14 protein-coding genes are annotated in these 17,415 nt (G+C 40.3%); 5 read left to right on the plus strand and 9 right to left on the minus strand.

The genetic code is table 11. The features are described from left to right. Positions 1–57 precede the first annotated feature (57 nt). The 5 genes from ccoG to ccoS form a co-directional block, all read right to left on the minus strand. Positions 58–1,476 (minus strand): cytochrome c oxidase accessory protein CcoG, encoded by a 1,419-nt coding sequence (ccoG, locus tag MWU82_RS06235; protein WP_215947315.1) that lies wholly within the window; start codon positions 1,474–1,476, stop codon positions 58–60. Positions 1,477–1,542: 66 nt separating this feature from the next. Next, positions 1,543–2,421: a cbb3-type cytochrome c oxidase N-terminal domain-containing protein gene (locus MWU82_RS06240; RefSeq protein WP_215947316.1), complete on the minus strand. Its 879-nt coding sequence runs from the start codon at positions 2,419–2,421 to the stop codon at positions 1,543–1,545. After that, positions 2,418–2,615 (minus strand): cytochrome C oxidase subunit IV, encoded by a 198-nt coding sequence (locus MWU82_RS06245; protein WP_072863023.1) that lies wholly within the window; start codon positions 2,613–2,615, stop codon positions 2,418–2,420. Before MWU82_RS06245 ends, MWU82_RS06240 begins: the two co-directional genes overlap by 4 nt. Positions 2,616–2,618: 3 nt before the next feature. After that, entirely contained in the window at positions 2,619–4,820 is a 2,202-nt protein-coding gene (gene ccoN, locus MWU82_RS06250; protein ID WP_215947317.1) for a cytochrome-c oxidase, cbb3-type subunit I, read from the minus strand. 2 nt (positions 4,821–4,822) lie between these two features. After that, positions 4,823–5,029 (minus strand): cbb3-type cytochrome oxidase assembly protein CcoS, encoded by a 207-nt coding sequence (ccoS, locus tag MWU82_RS06255; RefSeq protein ID WP_215947318.1) that lies wholly within the window; start codon positions 5,027–5,029, stop codon positions 4,823–4,825. A 373-nt stretch (positions 5,030–5,402) separates the two neighbouring features. On the opposite strand from ccoS, the gene MWU82_RS06260 reads away from it, so the two are divergent. Then, positions 5,403–8,051, plus strand: a complete 2,649-nt coding sequence (locus tag MWU82_RS06260) for a c-type cytochrome (protein ID WP_247095696.1) — start codon at positions 5,403–5,405, stop codon at positions 8,049–8,051. Between the two features lie 111 nt (positions 8,052–8,162). Here MWU82_RS06260 and MWU82_RS06265 read toward each other — a convergent pair whose 3' ends face one another. Beyond that, the gene (locus tag MWU82_RS06265) at positions 8,163–10,559 is read right to left on the minus strand and encodes a heavy metal translocating P-type ATPase metal-binding domain-containing protein (protein WP_247095698.1); all 2,397 of its coding nucleotides are present in this window, start codon (positions 10,557–10,559) and stop codon (positions 8,163–8,165) included. A 173-nt stretch (positions 10,560–10,732) separates the two neighbouring features. Between MWU82_RS06265 and MWU82_RS06270 the strand changes: the two genes are divergently transcribed. Both MWU82_RS06270 and MWU82_RS06275 read left to right on the plus strand, forming a co-directional pair. Beyond that, positions 10,733–11,368, plus strand: a complete 636-nt coding sequence (locus tag MWU82_RS06270) for a Crp/Fnr family transcriptional regulator (protein WP_215947321.1) — start codon at positions 10,733–10,735, stop codon at positions 11,366–11,368. 267 nt (positions 11,369–11,635) lie between these two features. Next, positions 11,636–12,538: a universal stress protein gene (locus tag MWU82_RS06275; protein ID WP_215947322.1), complete on the plus strand. Its 903-nt coding sequence runs from the start codon at positions 11,636–11,638 to the stop codon at positions 12,536–12,538. Here MWU82_RS06275 and MWU82_RS06280 read toward each other — a convergent pair. Next, positions 12,531–12,758, minus strand: coding sequence for a hypothetical protein (locus MWU82_RS06280; RefSeq protein WP_215947323.1), 228 nt, complete (start codon positions 12,756–12,758; stop codon positions 12,531–12,533). The two genes, MWU82_RS06275 and MWU82_RS06280, sit on opposite strands and share 8 nt — an antisense overlap. 217 nt (positions 12,759–12,975) lie before the next feature. Between MWU82_RS06280 and MWU82_RS06285 the strand changes: the two genes are divergently transcribed. Both MWU82_RS06285 and MWU82_RS06290 read left to right on the plus strand, forming a co-directional pair. Further along, the gene (locus MWU82_RS06285) at positions 12,976–13,680 is read left to right on the plus strand and encodes an NUDIX domain-containing protein (protein WP_215947324.1); all 705 of its coding nucleotides are present in this window, start codon (positions 12,976–12,978) and stop codon (positions 13,678–13,680) included. A gap of 401 nt (positions 13,681–14,081) precedes the next feature. Next, positions 14,082–15,239: a homogentisate 1,2-dioxygenase gene (locus MWU82_RS06290; protein ID WP_247095699.1), complete on the plus strand. Its 1,158-nt coding sequence runs from the start codon at positions 14,082–14,084 to the stop codon at positions 15,237–15,239. Positions 15,240–15,284: 45 nt separating this feature from the next. On the opposite strand, the gene hutG is transcribed toward MWU82_RS06290, so the two are convergent. Both hutG and MWU82_RS06300 read right to left on the minus strand, forming a co-directional pair. Next, positions 15,285–16,256: a formimidoylglutamase gene (gene hutG, locus MWU82_RS06295; RefSeq protein WP_247095700.1), complete on the minus strand. Its 972-nt coding sequence runs from the start codon at positions 16,254–16,256 to the stop codon at positions 15,285–15,287. Between the two features lie 176 nt (positions 16,257–16,432). Continuing rightward, positions 16,433–17,392 carry a glycosyltransferase family 2 protein gene (locus MWU82_RS06300; protein WP_215947327.1) on the minus strand — a complete coding sequence of 320 codons (960 nt, stop codon included), beginning with the start codon at positions 17,390–17,392 and terminating at the stop codon, positions 16,433–16,435. Positions 17,393–17,415: the final 23 nt, after the last annotated feature.

The raw sequence follows: 17,415 nt of genomic DNA on the forward strand, positions 1-17,415 counted from the left end.
TTTCTTTACATTGGAAAATCTATTCGTTTTTTAGGTGTTTCACCTATCTTCTTTAATTTACTTATAGCTTCTGGGGCCTAAAAATCTGGCCGTAGCCGTTTCAATTAATTTATCCCCACTATAGACTCCGATACTCAATTTGTTCTTGTCACCTTCCAAAGCCGAATTGTTTATTTCTACAAATAGGGTGCCTTCCGCCAATCCTTGTGCGGGTACCGTAAAAAGTTCATGCCTAACCAGGTTGATGGTCCCTTTGTGCGATATCAGCTTAAAGCTTACGTTGGGTATATCCTTGGTGGTTTTGTTTACCAATTTATACGTATAAACGTTGCTGATGATATTGTCTTCCTTATGCTCGTACAGTTGACCTGGTAGCCTTAAGATATTTGCTTCCACCTCATTTCTTAAAAACAGCATTCCGATCAAGATTCCGGTAAGAATTACAAGTACCGCAGTATAACCTTTTAGTCGGGGTGTAAACTTGAACTTGGACTTTTTCTCAATATTGTCTTCGCTGGCATACCGGATAAGTCCCTTGGGAAGGTTTACCTTTTCCATTATGGTGTCGCATTCATCAATACAAGCTGTACAGTTGACACATTCCAACTGGGTTCCGTTTCTTATATCTATACCTGTTGGGCAGACGTTTACGCATTGAAAACAGTCAATACAGTCACCATGTCCAAGAGCTTCCCTGTCTTCTCCTTTTCTAAACTTTTTTCTTCCGTTTTCAGCCTCTCCACGCTTATGGTCGTAGGCAACAACAATAGACTTATTGTCCAGAAGTACGCCTTGCATCCTTCCATAGGGGCAAGCTATGATACATACTTGCTCTCTGAACCAGGCAAACACAAAATAGAATACCGCAGTAAAAATTAAAAGTGATACCAGGGTACTTACATGTTGTAATGGGCCATCGGTGATATATTCTATCAATCGGTCACTACCTATTAAATAGGCCAGGAATACATTGGCTATTAAAAAGGAAATGAAGAAAAATACAATCAGTTTTAGGGCACGTTTCCTGATTTTCTCTGCGTTCCAAGGCTGTTTGCTAAGACGTATTTGGGCACCTCGGTCCCCATCGATCCAAAATTCGATCCTTCTGAATACCATTTCCATAAAGATCGTTTGGGGGCACATCCAGCCACAAAAAATGCGCCCAAAGGCAACGGTAAATAGGGCTATGAATATTACCCCGATGATCATGGAAATTACAAAAAGATGAAAATCCTGTGGCCAAAAAGGAAACCCAAAAATATTGAAACGCCTTTCCAGAACATTGAACATTAAAAACTGGTTCCCGTTCACTTTTACGAAGGGAGCAAGAAATAGAAATGCCAAAAGAACATAACTTACATACTTGCGATATTCATAAAACTTGCCACTTGGCTTTTTTGGAAATATCCATGCCCTTTTCCCCTCCTCATTAATTGTTCCTATGGAGTCTCTAAAATTGTCCTGGTCCTGTGCCATTTCTTTGTTCTACTTTATTGTAATTATGGGCAAGCGTAAAAATGTTCCCAATAAGGTTTTAAGTGTCTACTCTCCAGTCCAGATTTCGCCTTCTGCAGCCTTTGGATTGGCAGGTGTCTTGCCGTTTATTTCCGAGAGAATAAAACTGGCTACCTGGGCTATTTCGGCAGGCTTAAGGGTTTGTTTCCAGGCTATCATTCCCTTTCCATCCCTTCCACCTTCTGAAATGGTATGGAAAACGTTTTTCACCCCACCTCCCAAGATCCAATATTCGTCGGTAAGATTTGGTCCAATACCACCACCGCCGTCCGGCATGTGGCAAGCTACGCAATTGGCACTGTATATTGCCCCACCAGCCTTAATATCGGAGGCTTCGGTCAATAGTTCTACCGTGTTGGCATCTACCAGGCCTTTTGCTGTTTTTTTATAGGCTTCAATAGCTATTTGGGCCTCGGCCACTTCCTGTTCATATTCCATGTTCTGGGTGTAATCATTAAATACGTGGAAACGGGCCAGGTAAACCACACCGAAAATTATGGTGGCATAGAACATATACACCCACCAAGGTGGAAGATTGTTGTCCAATTCACGGATACCGTCATAATTGTGGTCCAGGATAATTTCCTTTTCTTCCTCAACAGGTTTGTTTCCGGTCATTTTTTTCCAGAATTCCTTACCCCATTTCCACTCCCATTGCTTGGATTTGGTTTCTAAATAGCGCTTTTGTGCTTCAGGTGATAATGTTTGGAACATTACGTTTTCCACTGATTTAAGAATCAATTCAATTCCCACCAATATGAACAACACCACCAACATAAACACGAGGGTTATGGGATATTCAATAAATGCGGGTTTGTCCCCGGAGTCAATAAAATACTCCATCAATCCGAAGATTAGGAAAAAGATTAGTGGGACTCTTATCCACCAAGGTGACATATTTCTCATAACGATTCTTCTTTAGGTTGGTTTTCTTCTGTTTCTAATGGTATTTGGCTAACTTCTTTTATATGTTCTTTAGAGGCAGTAAATACCCACCAGAAAAGAATGGTAAAAAACAAAAAGAAGATTAACAGTGATATCATGGGATAGGTGGCAACGCCATCTATGCTTTCCATATAACCTTTTACAAATTTTAGCATGACTTATTTGTTTTGTGAAATTATTTCGTCCGTTTCCTTTATTTTTATATCTGTTCCCAGACGTTGTAGATAGGCTATCATGGCTACAATTTCCCTATCCTTCATTTCTATGAATTCTTCCCCGTTTTCTGCGGCATATTTTTTGTCTTCCTCATACCCTTTGGCGAAATCCGGATCTGAGTATAGATTTTTTTCTATTTTGGTTGCTTGCTCAAGCATAGCTTGTTCGGCGTTCGCAATCTCCTCCTCGGAATAAGGAACTCCTAGGGTAACCATGGTCTCCATTTTTGTCTTAATGTTACTTCTGTCATGCCTATTGCGCACCAACCATGAATAGGAGGGCATAATAGAGCCTGAAGAGGTACTTTGTGGGTCATACATATGGTTCAAGTGCCAATTGTCCGAATATTTCCCACCAACCCTTAATAAATCTGGTCCGGTACGCTTACTTCCCCATAGGAAAGGATGGTCATATACATATTCTCCAGCTTTGGAGTACTCGCCATAGCGCTCTACCTCACTTCGGAAAGGTCTTACCATTTGGGAATGACAGCCAACACAGCCCTCCCGTATATAAAGATCTCTCCCCTCCAATTCTAGAGGAGTATAGGGTTTAACACTTGTAATTGTCGGTATGTTCGATTTTACCAGAATAGTGGGTACAATCTGGATAATTCCCCCGATCAGAATGGCAATGGTAGCCAAAATGGTCAATTGTATGGGCTTGCGCTCCAACCAAGTGTGGAAAGTTTCTCCAGCGGTTCTTTTCTTGGATACGGTGGTCAATGCGGCCGCTTCTGCCAGTTCATCCTCAACATTTGTACCCTGCTTAATGGTAACAACTACGTTGTAGATCATGACAATTGCTCCAATAATGTACATGGTGCCACCAATGGCCCTCATCCAGTACATGGGGATAATTTCATTTACAGTCTCCAAAAAGTTACCATAGGCCAAGGTGCCATCTGGGTTAAATTCTTTCCACATTAAAGCCTGGGTAAAACCAGCAACATACATGGGAAGTGCGTAAAGTATGATTCCTAATGTGCCTATCCAGAAATGGAAATTCGCCATGGGAAGGGAGTGCAATCTGGTCTTGAACATTTTAGGAACCAACCAGTAGATCATCCCGAAAGTCAAGAATCCGTTCCATGCCAAGGCTCCTACGTGTACGTGCGCAATAATCCAATCGCTAAAATGCGCTATGGCATTTACATTTTTAAGGGAAAGCATTGGACCTTCAAAAGTGGCCATACCGTAACCGGTAATAGCGACAACCATAAATTTCAAAACCGGGTCTGTCCTTACCTTGTCCCAGGCTCCACGTAAAGTCAAAAGTCCATTGATCATACCTCCCCAGGATGGTGCGATCAGCATTATAGAAAAGGCTACCCCTAAATTTTGGGCCCATTCCGGTAAAGTGGAATATAGTAAGTGGTGAGGTCCGGCCCAGATGTAGATAAATATCAAGGACCAAAAGTGTACAATCGATAATCGATAGGAATATACAGGCCTATTGGCTGCTTTGGGTACAAAGTAGTACATTAATCCCAAGAAAGGTGTGGTAAGGAAGAATGCAACTGCGTTGTGCCCGTACCACCACTGTACCAGTGCATCCTGTACCCCGGCATATACCGAGTAACTTTTAAACGCACTAACCGGTAGGGCAAGACTATTAAAGATATGAAGTACTGCAACTGTTACAAATGTGGCCAGGTAGAACCAAATGGCCACGTATAAATGGCGCTGTCTTCTCTTTAGCATTGTCCCAATAAGGTTCCAGCCAAAGGCTACCCAGACCACCGCAATGGCTAAATCTATAGGCCATTCCAGCTCAGCATATTCCTTTGAAGAGGAGTAACCCAAGGGTAGGGTAATTGCCGCTGCTACTATGATAGCTTGCCATCCCCAGAAATTAAAATTACTTAGGGCATCGCTAAACATTCTCGCCTTTAACAAACGCTGGGTAGAATAATAAACGCCGGCAAAAATGGCATTTCCCACAAAGGCAAAAATAACCGCGTTGGTGTGTAAAGGTCTTAAACGGCCAAAACTCAACCAGGATATCCCATCGGTTAAATTTGGAAAAAGAAACATAAAGGCAAGTAATAAACCTACCGACATTCCTACAATTCCCCAAAACATAGTTGCATAAAGGAATTTTTTTACGATTTTGTTATCGTAATAAAACTGTTGTACTTCCATAATTACAATTTTTGACTTTCACTTTTTTGGTTAGATATTTCTTCGGTCTTCTCGGAAGAACTTTTTACAAGTTCATCTTCAAAGAGCATACGAACAGATGGGGTATAGGAATCATCATATTGACCACTCTTGGTAGCAATAATAAAAGCCGCAAAAAAAATGACGGCTACAACAATACTCAATGTCAACAATAAATAAATAACACTCATACCTACCTGAATTAGGGCGTAAAACTAAACATGGGGGTAATGGAATAATATGACATTTATCAGCTTTTGAAAAAATATTACAAGTTCTTCTCCCCAAGAACGTTTTAAAAGTAGCCTCCTTTCAAATATCCTAATTATTAATGTAAAATACTCATTCGAAACTTTAAAAAAATAAAGGTTTCAATTAAGATTGTGCAGGACACTAGTAATAGGGATTCATCTAAAATAATGTTCTTCTACCCATAATAATTCAATTTAGTCATGGATTTATGGGAAAGATTTTTAGTTTTGCCGCTACTTTGTTGAAAATCCGGTAAACCTTAACTGGTTTTTCTTCCCTAGGGGTTAATTATAAATTTTAACGGAATTGAATATGTTTAAAAAGGCAGGATTTATTTTATTTTCAAGTTTTATATTTTTTAGTTGTAAGCATAGTGAGGCCCCATGCACACCAAGTACAGAGGTAGTAAATTATCCTTCTGCCGATTCTTTGGCCCAGGTTCTCAATTGGCCCGAAGATTTGGATATTACTGGATTTTCAGGTCCCGACCTAACACCAAGTCCGGCCTGTATGGCTGTAGCGGCTACCGGGGAGGTTTTTGTTGGGGTAGATATGATGGGTTCCCTTGGGAAAGAGATGAACAAAGGGTTTATAAAACGTTTGGTAGATTGTAACCACGACGGAATAATGGATTCCTATACCGAATTTGCGCAGGTGGATAACCCGAGGGGCATCTTGGCCATTGGGGATCAGGTATTTGTTTTGCATACTACTTTTTCGCCCGAGACAGGGAAGGCCTTTAATATGGACTTGGTGGTATTTGAAGATAAGGACAAGGATGGAGTGGCCGATGGCCCAGCAAAGGTCTTAATAAAGAATTTGAGCAATTCCAAATACCTGGCGGATAGAGGAACAGATCATGCAACCAACGGTATACAGATGGGTATAGACGGATGGATATACATTGCCGTGGGCGACTTCGGTTTTCACAATGCCACGGATCGTGATGGAACACAATTGACCATGTTGGGCGGTGGTGTATTGCGCGTACGTCCGGACGGAACGGAAATGGAAGTGTATACCCATGGGTTACGCAATATATACGACGTGGCCATTGATCCTTTTATGAATATTTACACCAGGGGCAATACCAATGATGGTGGTGGCTGGAACATAAGATTTATTCACCAAATACAATCAGGGGAATATGGTTACCCTGTGCTGTTCAAGCATTTTACGGAAGAGATCCTTCCCGCCTTGGTAGATGTTGGTGGTGGCTCCGGAACAGGGTCCCTTTATATGAACGACAACCGTTGGCCTGAAAAGTACAATAATGTTCCCATGATGGCAGATTGGGGTAGAAGCTATCTTTATTTCCATAGGCTTACTGAAAATAAGGCCAGTTTTATACAGGATGAGGAAGAGTTTATCCAACTGCCGCAAATAACCGATGTGGATGTGGATGCAGCAGGTGCTATGTACCTTTCGGCTTGGGATGGTGCCGGATATTCCGGAAGTCCGGATAAAGGATATGTGGTCAGGGTTTTGCCTGAAGACTATAATTACGAACCATTCCCCAATTTAGAGGATTTTTATTGGACAGGTAGTTTGGTAGATTTATTAAAGGCAGATAATGCCAAGACTCGCTTAAGTGCCCAATACGAATTGATAAGGAGAGGGAAAGGGGCCGATAAAGTATGGAAGTTGGCAAAAGACAGTTCTTTGTCATTGGAGGTACGTGCCGCAGCTATATTCACTTTTGCCCAATTGGCCAGGGAAGGTGGAATTGACCGTCTGGTTACATTATCGGAAGACCCACAAGTTCAAGAATTTGCCTTGAGGGCCTTATCGGACCGTTTGGGTACCATTGAAAAAGTACCTACAGAACCATTTGTCAATGCACTGAAATCCGACTCAGATAGAGTAAAGGCGGCAGCTATTGTTGGTTTGGGAAGATTGGGTAAAAAGGAAGTGGCCAATGTTTTATTGGAGATTCCGGTTCCAAATTCCTTTAAAGCCCCCGAAATGGGCACCGAAGGACCTCATGCAAGGCCAAATGCCGAAATTATAGTTCCGCACTTGGCCGTTAAGGCATTGGTTAAATTAAATGCTGTGGACGCCTGCGTCAGTGCTTTAAATACCGATCAGCGGGAAATGGCACTTTGGGCAATGCGATATATGCATAGCCCTAAGGTTGTTGATGGAATGATAAAGGCATATGAAAATACGGAAGATGCCGTTTTCAAGAATAAAATAATCAATACATTGGCGCGTATTTACCACAAAGAGGCGCCTTATGATACTTCCTGGTGGTGGAGCACCCGTCCAGATACCCATGGCCCTTACTATAAAACGGTAGAATGGGATTACACCCCGGTAATACGTTCATTTTTAAAAGGGGAATGGGAAAAGTCTTCGGAAGATGAAAAGGAACTGTACGCAGAATTGAACAGTAAGTACCGATTGGCGATTGATGATTTTGGTACCGTGGAAATTACAGCTCCCAAGGAAGATATGCCAGCGGTAGACCTTGAAAAGATCAAAAATAAGAAAGGACAGATCGGGGAGGCTTCCATTGAGGATATCATGATCGCTTTGAAAAAGATTAAGGGTGATCCGGAAAAAGGAAAGGAGATATTTAAGACCCAGGCTTGTTTTACCTGTCACAGTGTATCCTCTGGGGAAGTAATGAAGGGTCCTTTTATGGGGCAAATAGGTTCTATAATGAACAGGGAGCAGATCGCTGAGTCTATCTTGAAGCCGAATGCCTCTATTTCCCAAGGATTTTCAACGGTTCAGATACAGACTAAAGGAGGCGATAATTATGTAGGGTTTGTAACCCAGGAATCGGCCACCGATCTCACCATAAGAAATATTGCAGGTACGGCAACCCAACTTAAGAAATCCGATATCGCTGAAAGAAAGGAGTTGGAGACCTCTATGATGCCCTCTGGTCTGGTGAATGCACTCAGTTATGAAGAAATGGCTTCTTTGGTAGCGTATTTGGAGCAACAGAAATAGGGGAGGGGTCTTTCCTAGATCTAAATTAATTGAGATCTTAAATAACAAAAGGCAACTGTTGCAAAACAGTTGCCTTTTGTTTAATCGTATATTTTGATCAACTTCAAAAAGTTATTCTACGGATGATTGTTTCCTGCCTAGTTTTCTTCCCAGAAGGTTTGTTGCAACGGTGGTGAATATTACAATACTGATGGAACTTAATGGCATTAGGATGGCCGCAATAACTGGCTGTAATTGTCCAGTTACCGCAAAATACAATCCCACAAGGTTGTACATTAAGGAAAGTGCGAAACTTAGTTTTATGATCTTAATAGCTTTTCTTGAGGCCAGAATATACTTGTAAAGGGATTTAAAATTTTTAGCATCCAGTATACCGTCACAGGCAGGAGAAAAAACATTTACGTTTTCCGAAATGGCTATGCCAACATTACTTTGTGCCAGAGCTCCGGCATCATTTAGTCCGTCCCCAACCATCATTACCTTTTTGTTTTGGTCCTGGAGCGACTTTATAAATTGCAGCTTATGGTCCGGTTTTTGATTAAAATATAGCGGTGTTCCCTTAGGTAACAATTTGGTAAGGTTAGCTCTTTCCCCTGCGTTATCCCCTGATAAGATTGCCAATCCCAGGTCGCGAGACATTGTTTTAAAGGTTTCCTCGACCCCGTCCCGGTATTGGTTCTGAAAAATAAAACAGCCCTTGTATTCGTCGTTGGAGCTCAAGTGGACAGAGGTGCTGTCCTTATTGTTTATGTTGGTGTTGCCAACAAATGCGGCAGAGCCAATTTTAACACTGTCCGTAACGGTCGAGCCTTTGATTCCCTGGCCCAAATATTCCTCGTATTCCTCAAGGGGCACAATGTTTTGTTCCGCCAACATATCATAAAGCTTTCTGCTCAATGGGTGATTGGAGGAGCGCAGGGTGTTTTTTAATAAGGACTCCTCTTCACTGGTCAGTTCCAGACCTTCATAGTAGACATTTCCCTTTTCAGCCGTGGTAATGGTGCCTGTTTTGTCGAATATAGCGGTATCTATCTGTGCCAATTGTTCTATGGTCTGGGTGTCCCTTAAGTAAAATCCGTGGCGGCCAAAAATTCGCAACATATTGCCCAAGGTAAAAGGGGCCGCCAGGGCAATGGCACAAGGACAGGCAATTATGAGCACCGCGGTAAAGACATTTATAGTTTTACTGGGGTCTATTATTAACCAAATTATGGCAGAGACGAAAGCGATGGTAAGGACGGCAATGGTAAATCTTTTGCCAATGCTGTCCGTTAAGGTTTGAAAGCTTCCCGATTTGTCCTGTTGGAAGACGGCGTTGCTCCATAGTTGTGTAAGATAGCTTTGGGAAACAGATTTTATAGCTTCAATTTCTATGGCACTACTTATCTGTCTTCCACCGGCATACACTTTGTCGCCAGAATTCTTGTCCACTGGTTCCGATTCGCCCGTCACAAAACTGTAATCTATCTTGGCATTTCCGTTGATCAGGATGGCATCCACAGGGATTAATTCCTCATTTCTTATAAGGAGCCTATCTCCGGCTTTAATGTCATATACCTGAGTGTTCTCTTCCGTATTTTTACTTGTGATTCTTGTAACGGCAATAGGAAAGTAGGATTTGTAATCCCGTTCAAAAGATAGATAGGAATATGTTTTTTGTTGAAAGAATTTACCTAAAAGTAAAAAGAAGACCAATCCCGTAAGGCTGTCAAAAAAACCCGACCCCCAATCGAAAATTATTTCGACGGTGCTCCGAAGGAATAAAACCAAAATGCCCAGGGCAATTGGGATATCTATATTTAAGAATCTAGATCTTAGTCCCTTGTATGCCGAAATAAAATAATCTTGGGCTGCATAGAAAACCACTGGTAAGGAAAAGGCAAACATTAGCCATCTAAAAATCCCTTTAAATTGTTCCAGCCAAAATTCCCCTACCTCAAAATATTCGGGAAAGGAAAGAAACATAACGTTTCCGAAGGCAAAGCCGGCAATACCTAATTTATAGGATAAGCTGCGGTCCGTTCCCTTTTTGGTCTTGTCATAATCGTCCAAGGAAATATAAGGTTCATAACCAATTCTGGACATTAGCACCACCAGTTCTTTAAGTGAAACTTTTTTGGAGTTAAAAGTGACCCTCACTGTCTTTTTAGGAAAGTCTACTTGGGAACTGTTTATGCCCTTGTTCAGTTTGTTTAGGTTTTCCAATATCCAAATACAGGAACTGCAATGTATATGGGGAATGTAAAGATTTATTATCTGGGTGCCGTTATCGTTGAACTCTATAAGTTTTTCTACTATGTTTTGCGATTCAAGAAAGTCATATTTGCCTTCCACTTCCTTAGGCGAGGCACCTGCTGCGGACTGTAGGTCATAATAGTAGGAAAGGTCGTTGTTGGAGAAAATCTCATAAACGGTTTTACATCCAACACAACAAAAATTTTTGTCGTTATGATTTATGGGATTGTTCCCGCAATCGTCACCACAATGATAGCACGTTGCCTTATCCATAGATTATTTGCTTAATACCTGCATGCAAAGATGCTCATGATTGCTATTTGAAAACATGATATTTGTCAGTTTTTTCTCTGCTAATAACCTTTAAATTTGCCGTATCAGGTAATTTTTTAGTTATGGGCAGATGTGAAAATTGTATAATACGTCAATTCAATTCCTTACGGGCAATGAGCAAGGAAGAACTGAAGCGGGTTTCAGATACCAAAACTACCAAATTAGTAAAAAAAGGTGAAACCATTTTTGGCGAAGGAGAAAAGCTCAATGGTGTTTTTTGTGTAAGGGATGGAGTTTCCAAGTTGTCCAAATTAAGTCCAAACGGGAAGGATCAAATAGTAAAACTGGCGACTAAAGGGGCTGTCTTGGGGCAGCGTTCGGTAATTACCGAAGAAGTGGCCAACTTGAGTGCAATTGCGGTAAATGATATGGAGGTTTGTTTCATTCCCAAGGATGCCATAGTGGATAGCCTTAATAGCAATCCCAATTTTGCTGTGGAAGTATTGAGGCATATAGCACATGATTTAAAAGAAGCCGACGATGTTATTGTAAATATGTCGCAAAAAACCGTAAAGCAAAGGATAGCAGAGGCTTTTATATATTTGGAGGAAAATTTTGGAAAGGATAACAACGGTTATTTGGCCTTGACATTGTCCCGAGAAGATATTGCCAATGTAGTTGGTACGGCTACAGAATCTGCCATACGTATTATTTCAGATTTCAAAAAACTGGGCTTGATAAAAGCTTATGGAAAAAAGGTTGCCATAGCGGACAGAAAGGCCCTCAATGAGGTTGCAAAGGGGAGCTGATCCCCGTGTTTCCGTTTCATCTTTTTCAAATTGAAGTTGGCCTAGCCCGTTTCCCCATATCCCACATGTTTATGCGCTTTGTTTCTTCCTTTTTTTGTGGATAATCAGTTATAATTACCATTGCTAAATGGGCTACTGTCGAAGTTTTTTGCGGTAGGATATCAATCTCAAAAGCTGATAAATGTCATAGTTCAGGTTTTTCACTTCCCATAATTTTACCCCATGGTTTTAACCCCTTATCAGGGTTCTTATAAAATATAAAATAGTTTGAAAAAGATATTATTACCTACAGATTTTTCTCCCAATGCTTGGAATGCAACCAAATATGCAATTTCCCTTTATAAGCATGAGGAGTGCGAGTTTTATATTTTAAATACATATACTCCTACCATTGCCCACAGCAGATTTATGGCGACAGGCGCTGGCGGCAAGGCATGTGAGGATGTGGTAAAGAATAATTCCGAAAAAGGCTTGGATCAACTATTAAAAAAGATCCAGGAAAAGTACCATAATCCCAAGCATAAGTTTATTGCCATTTCTTCCTTTAGCCTATTGGTAGATGAAATAAAGAATATCATAGAGACCCATCAAATTGGTTTAGTGATTACGGGAACAAAAGGTGCTTCCGGTTTGGAGGAAGTGTTTATGGGTAGCAATACCGTTAGAATAATAAAATCTATAAAGAACTGCCCGGTACTGGCCATTCCCCAACATTTTAAGTTTAAGACTCCTTCCGAAATAGCTTTTGCAACAGATTTTAATAGGTTCTACACGACTTCTGAACTGAGGCCCCTATTGGAAATGGCAAAATCCTTTAAGGCAGCTATTAGGATAGTACATGTGCAATACGAGATTAAATCGCTTACAGAAGTCCAGCAATTCAACCTGAATATGTTAAGGAAGTATATTGGTGAGGTAGAGCATTATGTGCATACGGTTTCAGAATTGAATTCGGTTTCCCAGACCTTGGAGGTTTTTGCAGACGAATTGGACATACACTTGCTGGCCATGCTAAATTATCAGCATAGTTATATGGAAAAAATGACACGTGAACCCGTAATTAAACGATTGGCCTTTCATACCCAAATACCCTTATTGGTAATTCCGGAATTGGGTATGGGAACTCCGCCAAATAGCAAAAGAGGACAGGAAATATCGGCCTCTAATTAATTTCACTCCTTAACGGATAATCTTCATAGAAGTCCTTAAAGGTCTTGTCTGTAGTATAATTGTCTTTAAGCACTCTAACGACCATATATACGAGCATTATTTGCCCTAATACAGTAATGTAAAAAACCCAATTAAATGGAAAGTTCATAGCCGTCATTATGGTCAGGGAAATTAGGACCAAGGTTGTTGCGGCTACCCAGAACATAGCAGTGTTTTTCATCTTTTTTTATTACAAGTTATTCAAAATCAAGGAGGTTTAGTGTTAAATGACTGCTAAATATGTTTGGGACAATTTTTGGTATTTGGATGAAAATTAATAAGATGGATTTGGCCATGAACACATATTCTTAGCCTTTATGATTGGGCTTAGGGGTTTAAAATTTTGGCTTTTAAGGATTTGAAATTATTTTTTGATATTTTAGTGCATTATAGTTGAAATGAAGACATTGGAGAATTATCGAACTTATATTGCGCAGCCTAAATTACTCGTGGCAACAGATTGTATTGTTTTTGGTTTTGATGATGGCGTATTGAAACTTTTGGTTTTTAGGAGAAGAATTGATCCCTTTAAAGGAGAGTGGTCATTAATCGGAAGTTTTGTGGATGCAGAGGAGAGTGTTCCAGATGCTGCCCGCCGTGTTCTTTTGGAGTTTACGGGCTTGGAGAATATTTTTTTGGAGGAACTAAAGGTGTATAGCGATGTGGATAGGGATTCAGGAGCAAGATGTATTTCCATTGCCCAATATGCTTTGATCAGAATTAATGACTATGATAGGGAACAAGTGGAATTGCATGGTGCCAAATGGTTTGCCTTGGAAGATATTCCCCAATTGGTTCTTGATCATAACGTTATGATTGCCGATGCCTTGGATAGATTAAGACAGAAAACTGCCCATAGGCCTATTGGATTTGAACTTCTCCCTGAAAAATTCACCATTCCACAGCTTCAATCATTATATGAGGCCATTCACCAGACCAAATTGGATGATCGTAATTTTAGAAAGAAATTATTATCCTTCGATTTGCTAATTAAGTTGAACGAGAAGGATAAATCTACCTCAAAAAAAGGTGCTTTTTTGTATAGGTTCGATTACGACAAATACAAAAGGCTGGAGGAATCAGGATTTAATTTTATACTCTAACCTATCTAAAATGGGACCTGTAAGGATTGTCCAAATAAGCTTGCCCAAATAATGAAAATCTAAAAACCTTTACTATCTTTGTCAAGTTGTGTTGTGTCTCAATGCAAATTGAGGCAAGGTTGTATTTGTCGAACCGTCCGGATGTAAATTTGGACTGACAAGCGCCGATGAAAGGCTTTCCATTTTGGGAGGCTTTTTTTGTTTGCATTCCCCTGAAATTAATGTTTTAAGAGTTTTAATCCTTTCACTCTAATCTTCTACCAAGGCTATTGCAGAACAGTTTATGGATTAAATAGCCACGAAAATCCAACCATTACATCATTATTAATTGAAATTTAATATTTCAGATACTCCTTATTTTATCGTATTTTTAAAAAGGAATCATTAATAAGGATATAACTATGCCCTTGTATCATAAATTAGGAAAAATTCCCCCCAAAAGACATACTATTTTTAAGAAAAAGGACGGCAGTCTCCATTATGAGCAATTGTTTGGAACCATTGGTTTTGACGGTATGTCATCGCTCATGTACCACTTGCATAGACCTACAATGGTAAAGGAAGTAGAAAAGTCCTTCGATGTTTCTCCTAAAGCCATGGTATCCCATAATATAAAGTCCAGATTGCTCAAAGGTTTCGAAGTGAAGCCCATGAACGATTATTTGGAAAGTAGAACAGTTATGTTGTTTAATTCGGATGTTCATGTCTCGCTGGCGGCACCAAAAAAATCAATGACCGACTATTTCTATAAAAATGCGGATGCCGATGAAATGTTGTTTGTTCACAAAGGCACAGGAGTTTTGAAAACCATGTTGGGAGAAATAAAGTTCGAGTATGGGGATTATCTTATTATTCCCCGTGGAATGATCTACCAGATTAGCTTTGATAGCGAGGAAAATAGGTTGTTGATAGCCGAATCATATCATCCTATGTACACCCCAAAAAGATATAGAAACTGGTTTGGACAGCATTTAGAGCATTCTCCATTTTGTGAGCGCGACTTTAAATTGCCACAGAATTTACAGACCCATGATGAGTTGGGCGATTTTGTGATCAAAGTTAAGAAGCAAGGCCAATTGCACCATTTGGTATATGCTTCCCACCCTTTTGACGTGGTAGGCTGGGATGGTTACAATTATCCCTATGGCTTTTCCATTCATAATTTTGAGCCCATTACCGGGCGTGTTCACCAACCACCTCCAGTGCATCAGACTTTTGAGACTTCGGCCTTCGTGGTCTGCTCCTTCGTTCCGCGCTTGTACGACTATCACCCCCAGTCCATACCTGCTCCTTACAATCATTCCAATATAGATTCAGACGAAGTATTGTATTATGTGGATGGCGACTTTATGAGCAGAAAGAATATAGATAAAGGATATATTTCACTGCATCCAGCAGGGATTCCCCATGGCCCGCATCCGGGTACGTATGAAGCCAGTATTGGAAAATCCAAAACCGAGGAGTTGGCAGTGATGATAGATACCTTTAGGCCCTTGCAACTTACCAAGGCCGCCTTGGATATTGACGATGGCAAGTATTTTCAATCCTGGTTGGAATAAGGCTTCCTTGCTGGGATGAAAAATAGGATATAAAGGCTTACAATTTTATTGGCTTTGGTGAATTACGAAATGAACAAGTGAGGCGGCCAATTTAGCCGTTTGATGGTCAATATCGTATGTTGGGTTCATTTCAGCTAAATCGAGGCTTATTAATTTTTTTGATGCAATTATAATTTTCAGGCATTCCAGGACAATTTCCGGGGAGAAACCCATTGGGGAAGCGGCACTTACGCCAGGGGCGTAGGCCGAAGAAAACCCGTCCAAATCTATCGTGGTGTAGATATAATCCACCTCCTTGGTAAATTGCGTTATTTTATCTTTTATTTCATTGAAATGAAGGAGGTTGAAGTTTGTTTTTTCAACGTATTGGACGCCTAGGTCCTTTGCTATGTCATAAAGGATTCTGCTATTGGCATCCTCGCGGATTCCAAAACACATGTATCGGAAATTTGACTGATCCAGTTTACAGTCTTGTGCAATTTGGTAAAAGGGGGTGCCGGAATTATTATTGGTTTGGTTACTTCGTAAATCAAAATGGGCGTCAAAATTAATAATGCCAATGGATTTATTATTGCCTTCCGTGGCAAGATATTTTTTTATTCCGTTATAATGGCCATAAGCAATGTCATGACCACCTCCCAAAAGTATGGGGAAAGCGTTTTGCTTAAGCAATTGGGCGACGGTACGCGACAAAACGGTTTGTGTTTTTTTTAAATCCCCATCCTTACAATCTACGGTTCCCGTATCCAGCAATAAAACGTTTTCTGTTAAATGGTTTGGGAGTTTAGCGAGCTGCTTACGGATGGCATCGGGGCCCAAAGCTGCGCCAATTCTCCCTTCGTTCCTTTTAACGCCCTCATCGCAGGCATATCCCAATATGGCCCAAGCCGGTGTATTGATACTGGGAAATTTATCAGTATTAAGATCTACGAAAACTACTTTTTCATGCAGGTAGAATTTTTGACCAGATTTGCGGCCAGTCCAGAGCAATGAGTCGGTTTTGGAATAGGTGTGCATTATTATTGAATTTTATAGGTTGATGGCCTAACTAACCGATGAATTTATTCTAGGTCGATAATGAACAAAATAAAGCATTTGATAAGTGTGAAAACTCCTATATCAATATTAGTGTTTTTCCATTTGATGCGAGCAAGTGTTGCCAAGTATTTTTCAAGATACCTGTCGTTTTTTCACTACGCTTTTGGCGCATTTATAATGTCGTATTGGATAGCTTGAAGGATAAGTTGGAATCCCAATATAATGGATAGGGTAACGATCATAATGGTTCCTGTAGGGGCAAATGTATTTATGTTGGCGTAATATATCCATTCCGAAATACCAAAAATAAGACCGAACATAAAAAGTGGAAAACCAAATAGCAGATATACCGACCCAATATTAAAATCGTACAAAAAGTATTCTTTTACAATACGTTTTAAGAAAGTACTGGTCAGCCTTGCTCCAAAGACAAAAGGCATTTTCCATATTTTCATGTTGGATTTTTCCTCCCCGTATATGGCGGGCATAGGGACATCCTTAATGGCTGCTTTTTCAAAGTATAGTTGGGACAAAAGAGAGGTTTCAAAATAGTAACGGTTGGCAAGTTTGCTGAAATCCAACTTTCTCAAAACATCGGTTTTAATGGCCAAAAATCCGTTTGTGGGATCAAAGTTGTGCCAATAACCTGTTGCTGATTTAATAAGGAACGATAAGCCTAAATTCCCAATTCTACGAACAATAGGCATGGCTCTTAAGGCTTTTAGGTCCTTAAATCTATTGCCTTTGGCTACATCGCATTTATTGGCAATTAAAGGGTCTAGTAAATTGGGAAGGTAGCTAAGGTCCATCTGGTCATCTGCATCGACCTTGATTATAATTTCTGCACCAATTGCAATGGCCTCTTCAAAACCTCTTTTGGTAGCACCACCGACCCCTAAGTTTATGGTGTTTTCTAAAAAATATAGGGTTGCCTTGGCATGTACAAGTTTTTCCAAATCATCCTTGGGTAATGGGGTTGGACTTTTGTCGTCTACAATTATTACGTACTGTATGTATTCCGGTAATTTGGAAATAACGAGTAATATTTCATTTGAGGCATTGTAATATGGGATTACAACTGCGATTCTCTTGGAGCTATATTTCTGCATTTCCATGGTTGCCGTGTTAATTAAGATTC

Origin of the sequence: Arenibacter sp. S6351L, assembly GCF_023016025.1 — a bacterium.
Classification (GTDB): domain Bacteria; phylum Bacteroidota; class Bacteroidia; order Flavobacteriales; family Flavobacteriaceae; genus Arenibacter; species Arenibacter algicola_B.

Bases quoted from the DNA above. Each gene is read 5' to 3' on its own strand.
- MWU82_RS06290 (WP_247095699.1), top strand. From the start codon at position 14,082: ATGCCCTTGTATCATAAATTAGGAAAAATTCCCCCCAAAAGACATACT.
- hutG (WP_247095700.1), bottom strand. From the start codon at position 16,256: ATGCACACCTATTCCAAAACCGACTCATTGCTCTGGACTGGCCGCAAA.
- MWU82_RS06270 (WP_215947321.1), top strand. From the start codon at position 10,733: ATGAGCAAGGAAGAACTGAAGCGGGTTTCAGATACCAAAACTACCAAA.
- MWU82_RS06285 (WP_215947324.1), top strand. From the start codon at position 12,976: ATGAAGACATTGGAGAATTATCGAACTTATATTGCGCAGCCTAAATTA.
- ccoS (WP_215947318.1), bottom strand. From the start codon at position 5,029: ATGAGTGTTATTTATTTATTGTTGACATTGAGTATTGTTGTAGCCGTC.
- ccoG (WP_215947315.1), bottom strand. From the start codon at position 1,476: ATGGCACAGGACCAGGACAATTTTAGAGACTCCATAGGAACAATTAAT.
- MWU82_RS06300 (WP_215947327.1), bottom strand. From the start codon at position 17,392: ATGGAAATGCAGAAATATAGCTCCAAGAGAATCGCAGTTGTAATCCCA.
- MWU82_RS06265 (WP_247095698.1), bottom strand. From the start codon at position 10,559: ATGGATAAGGCAACGTGCTATCATTGTGGTGACGATTGCGGGAACAAT.
- MWU82_RS06245 (WP_072863023.1), bottom strand. From the start codon at position 2,615: ATGCTAAAATTTGTAAAAGGTTATATGGAAAGCATAGATGGCGTTGCC.
- MWU82_RS06260 (WP_247095696.1), top strand. From the start codon at position 5,403: ATGTTTAAAAAGGCAGGATTTATTTTATTTTCAAGTTTTATATTTTTT.
- MWU82_RS06240 (WP_215947316.1), bottom strand. From the start codon at position 2,421: ATGAGAAATATGTCACCTTGGTGGATAAGAGTCCCACTAATCTTTTTC.
- MWU82_RS06280 (WP_215947323.1), bottom strand. From the start codon at position 12,758: ATGAAAAACACTGCTATGTTCTGGGTAGCCGCAACAACCTTGGTCCTA.
- ccoN (WP_215947317.1), bottom strand. From the start codon at position 4,820: ATGGAAGTACAACAGTTTTATTACGATAACAAAATCGTAAAAAAATTC.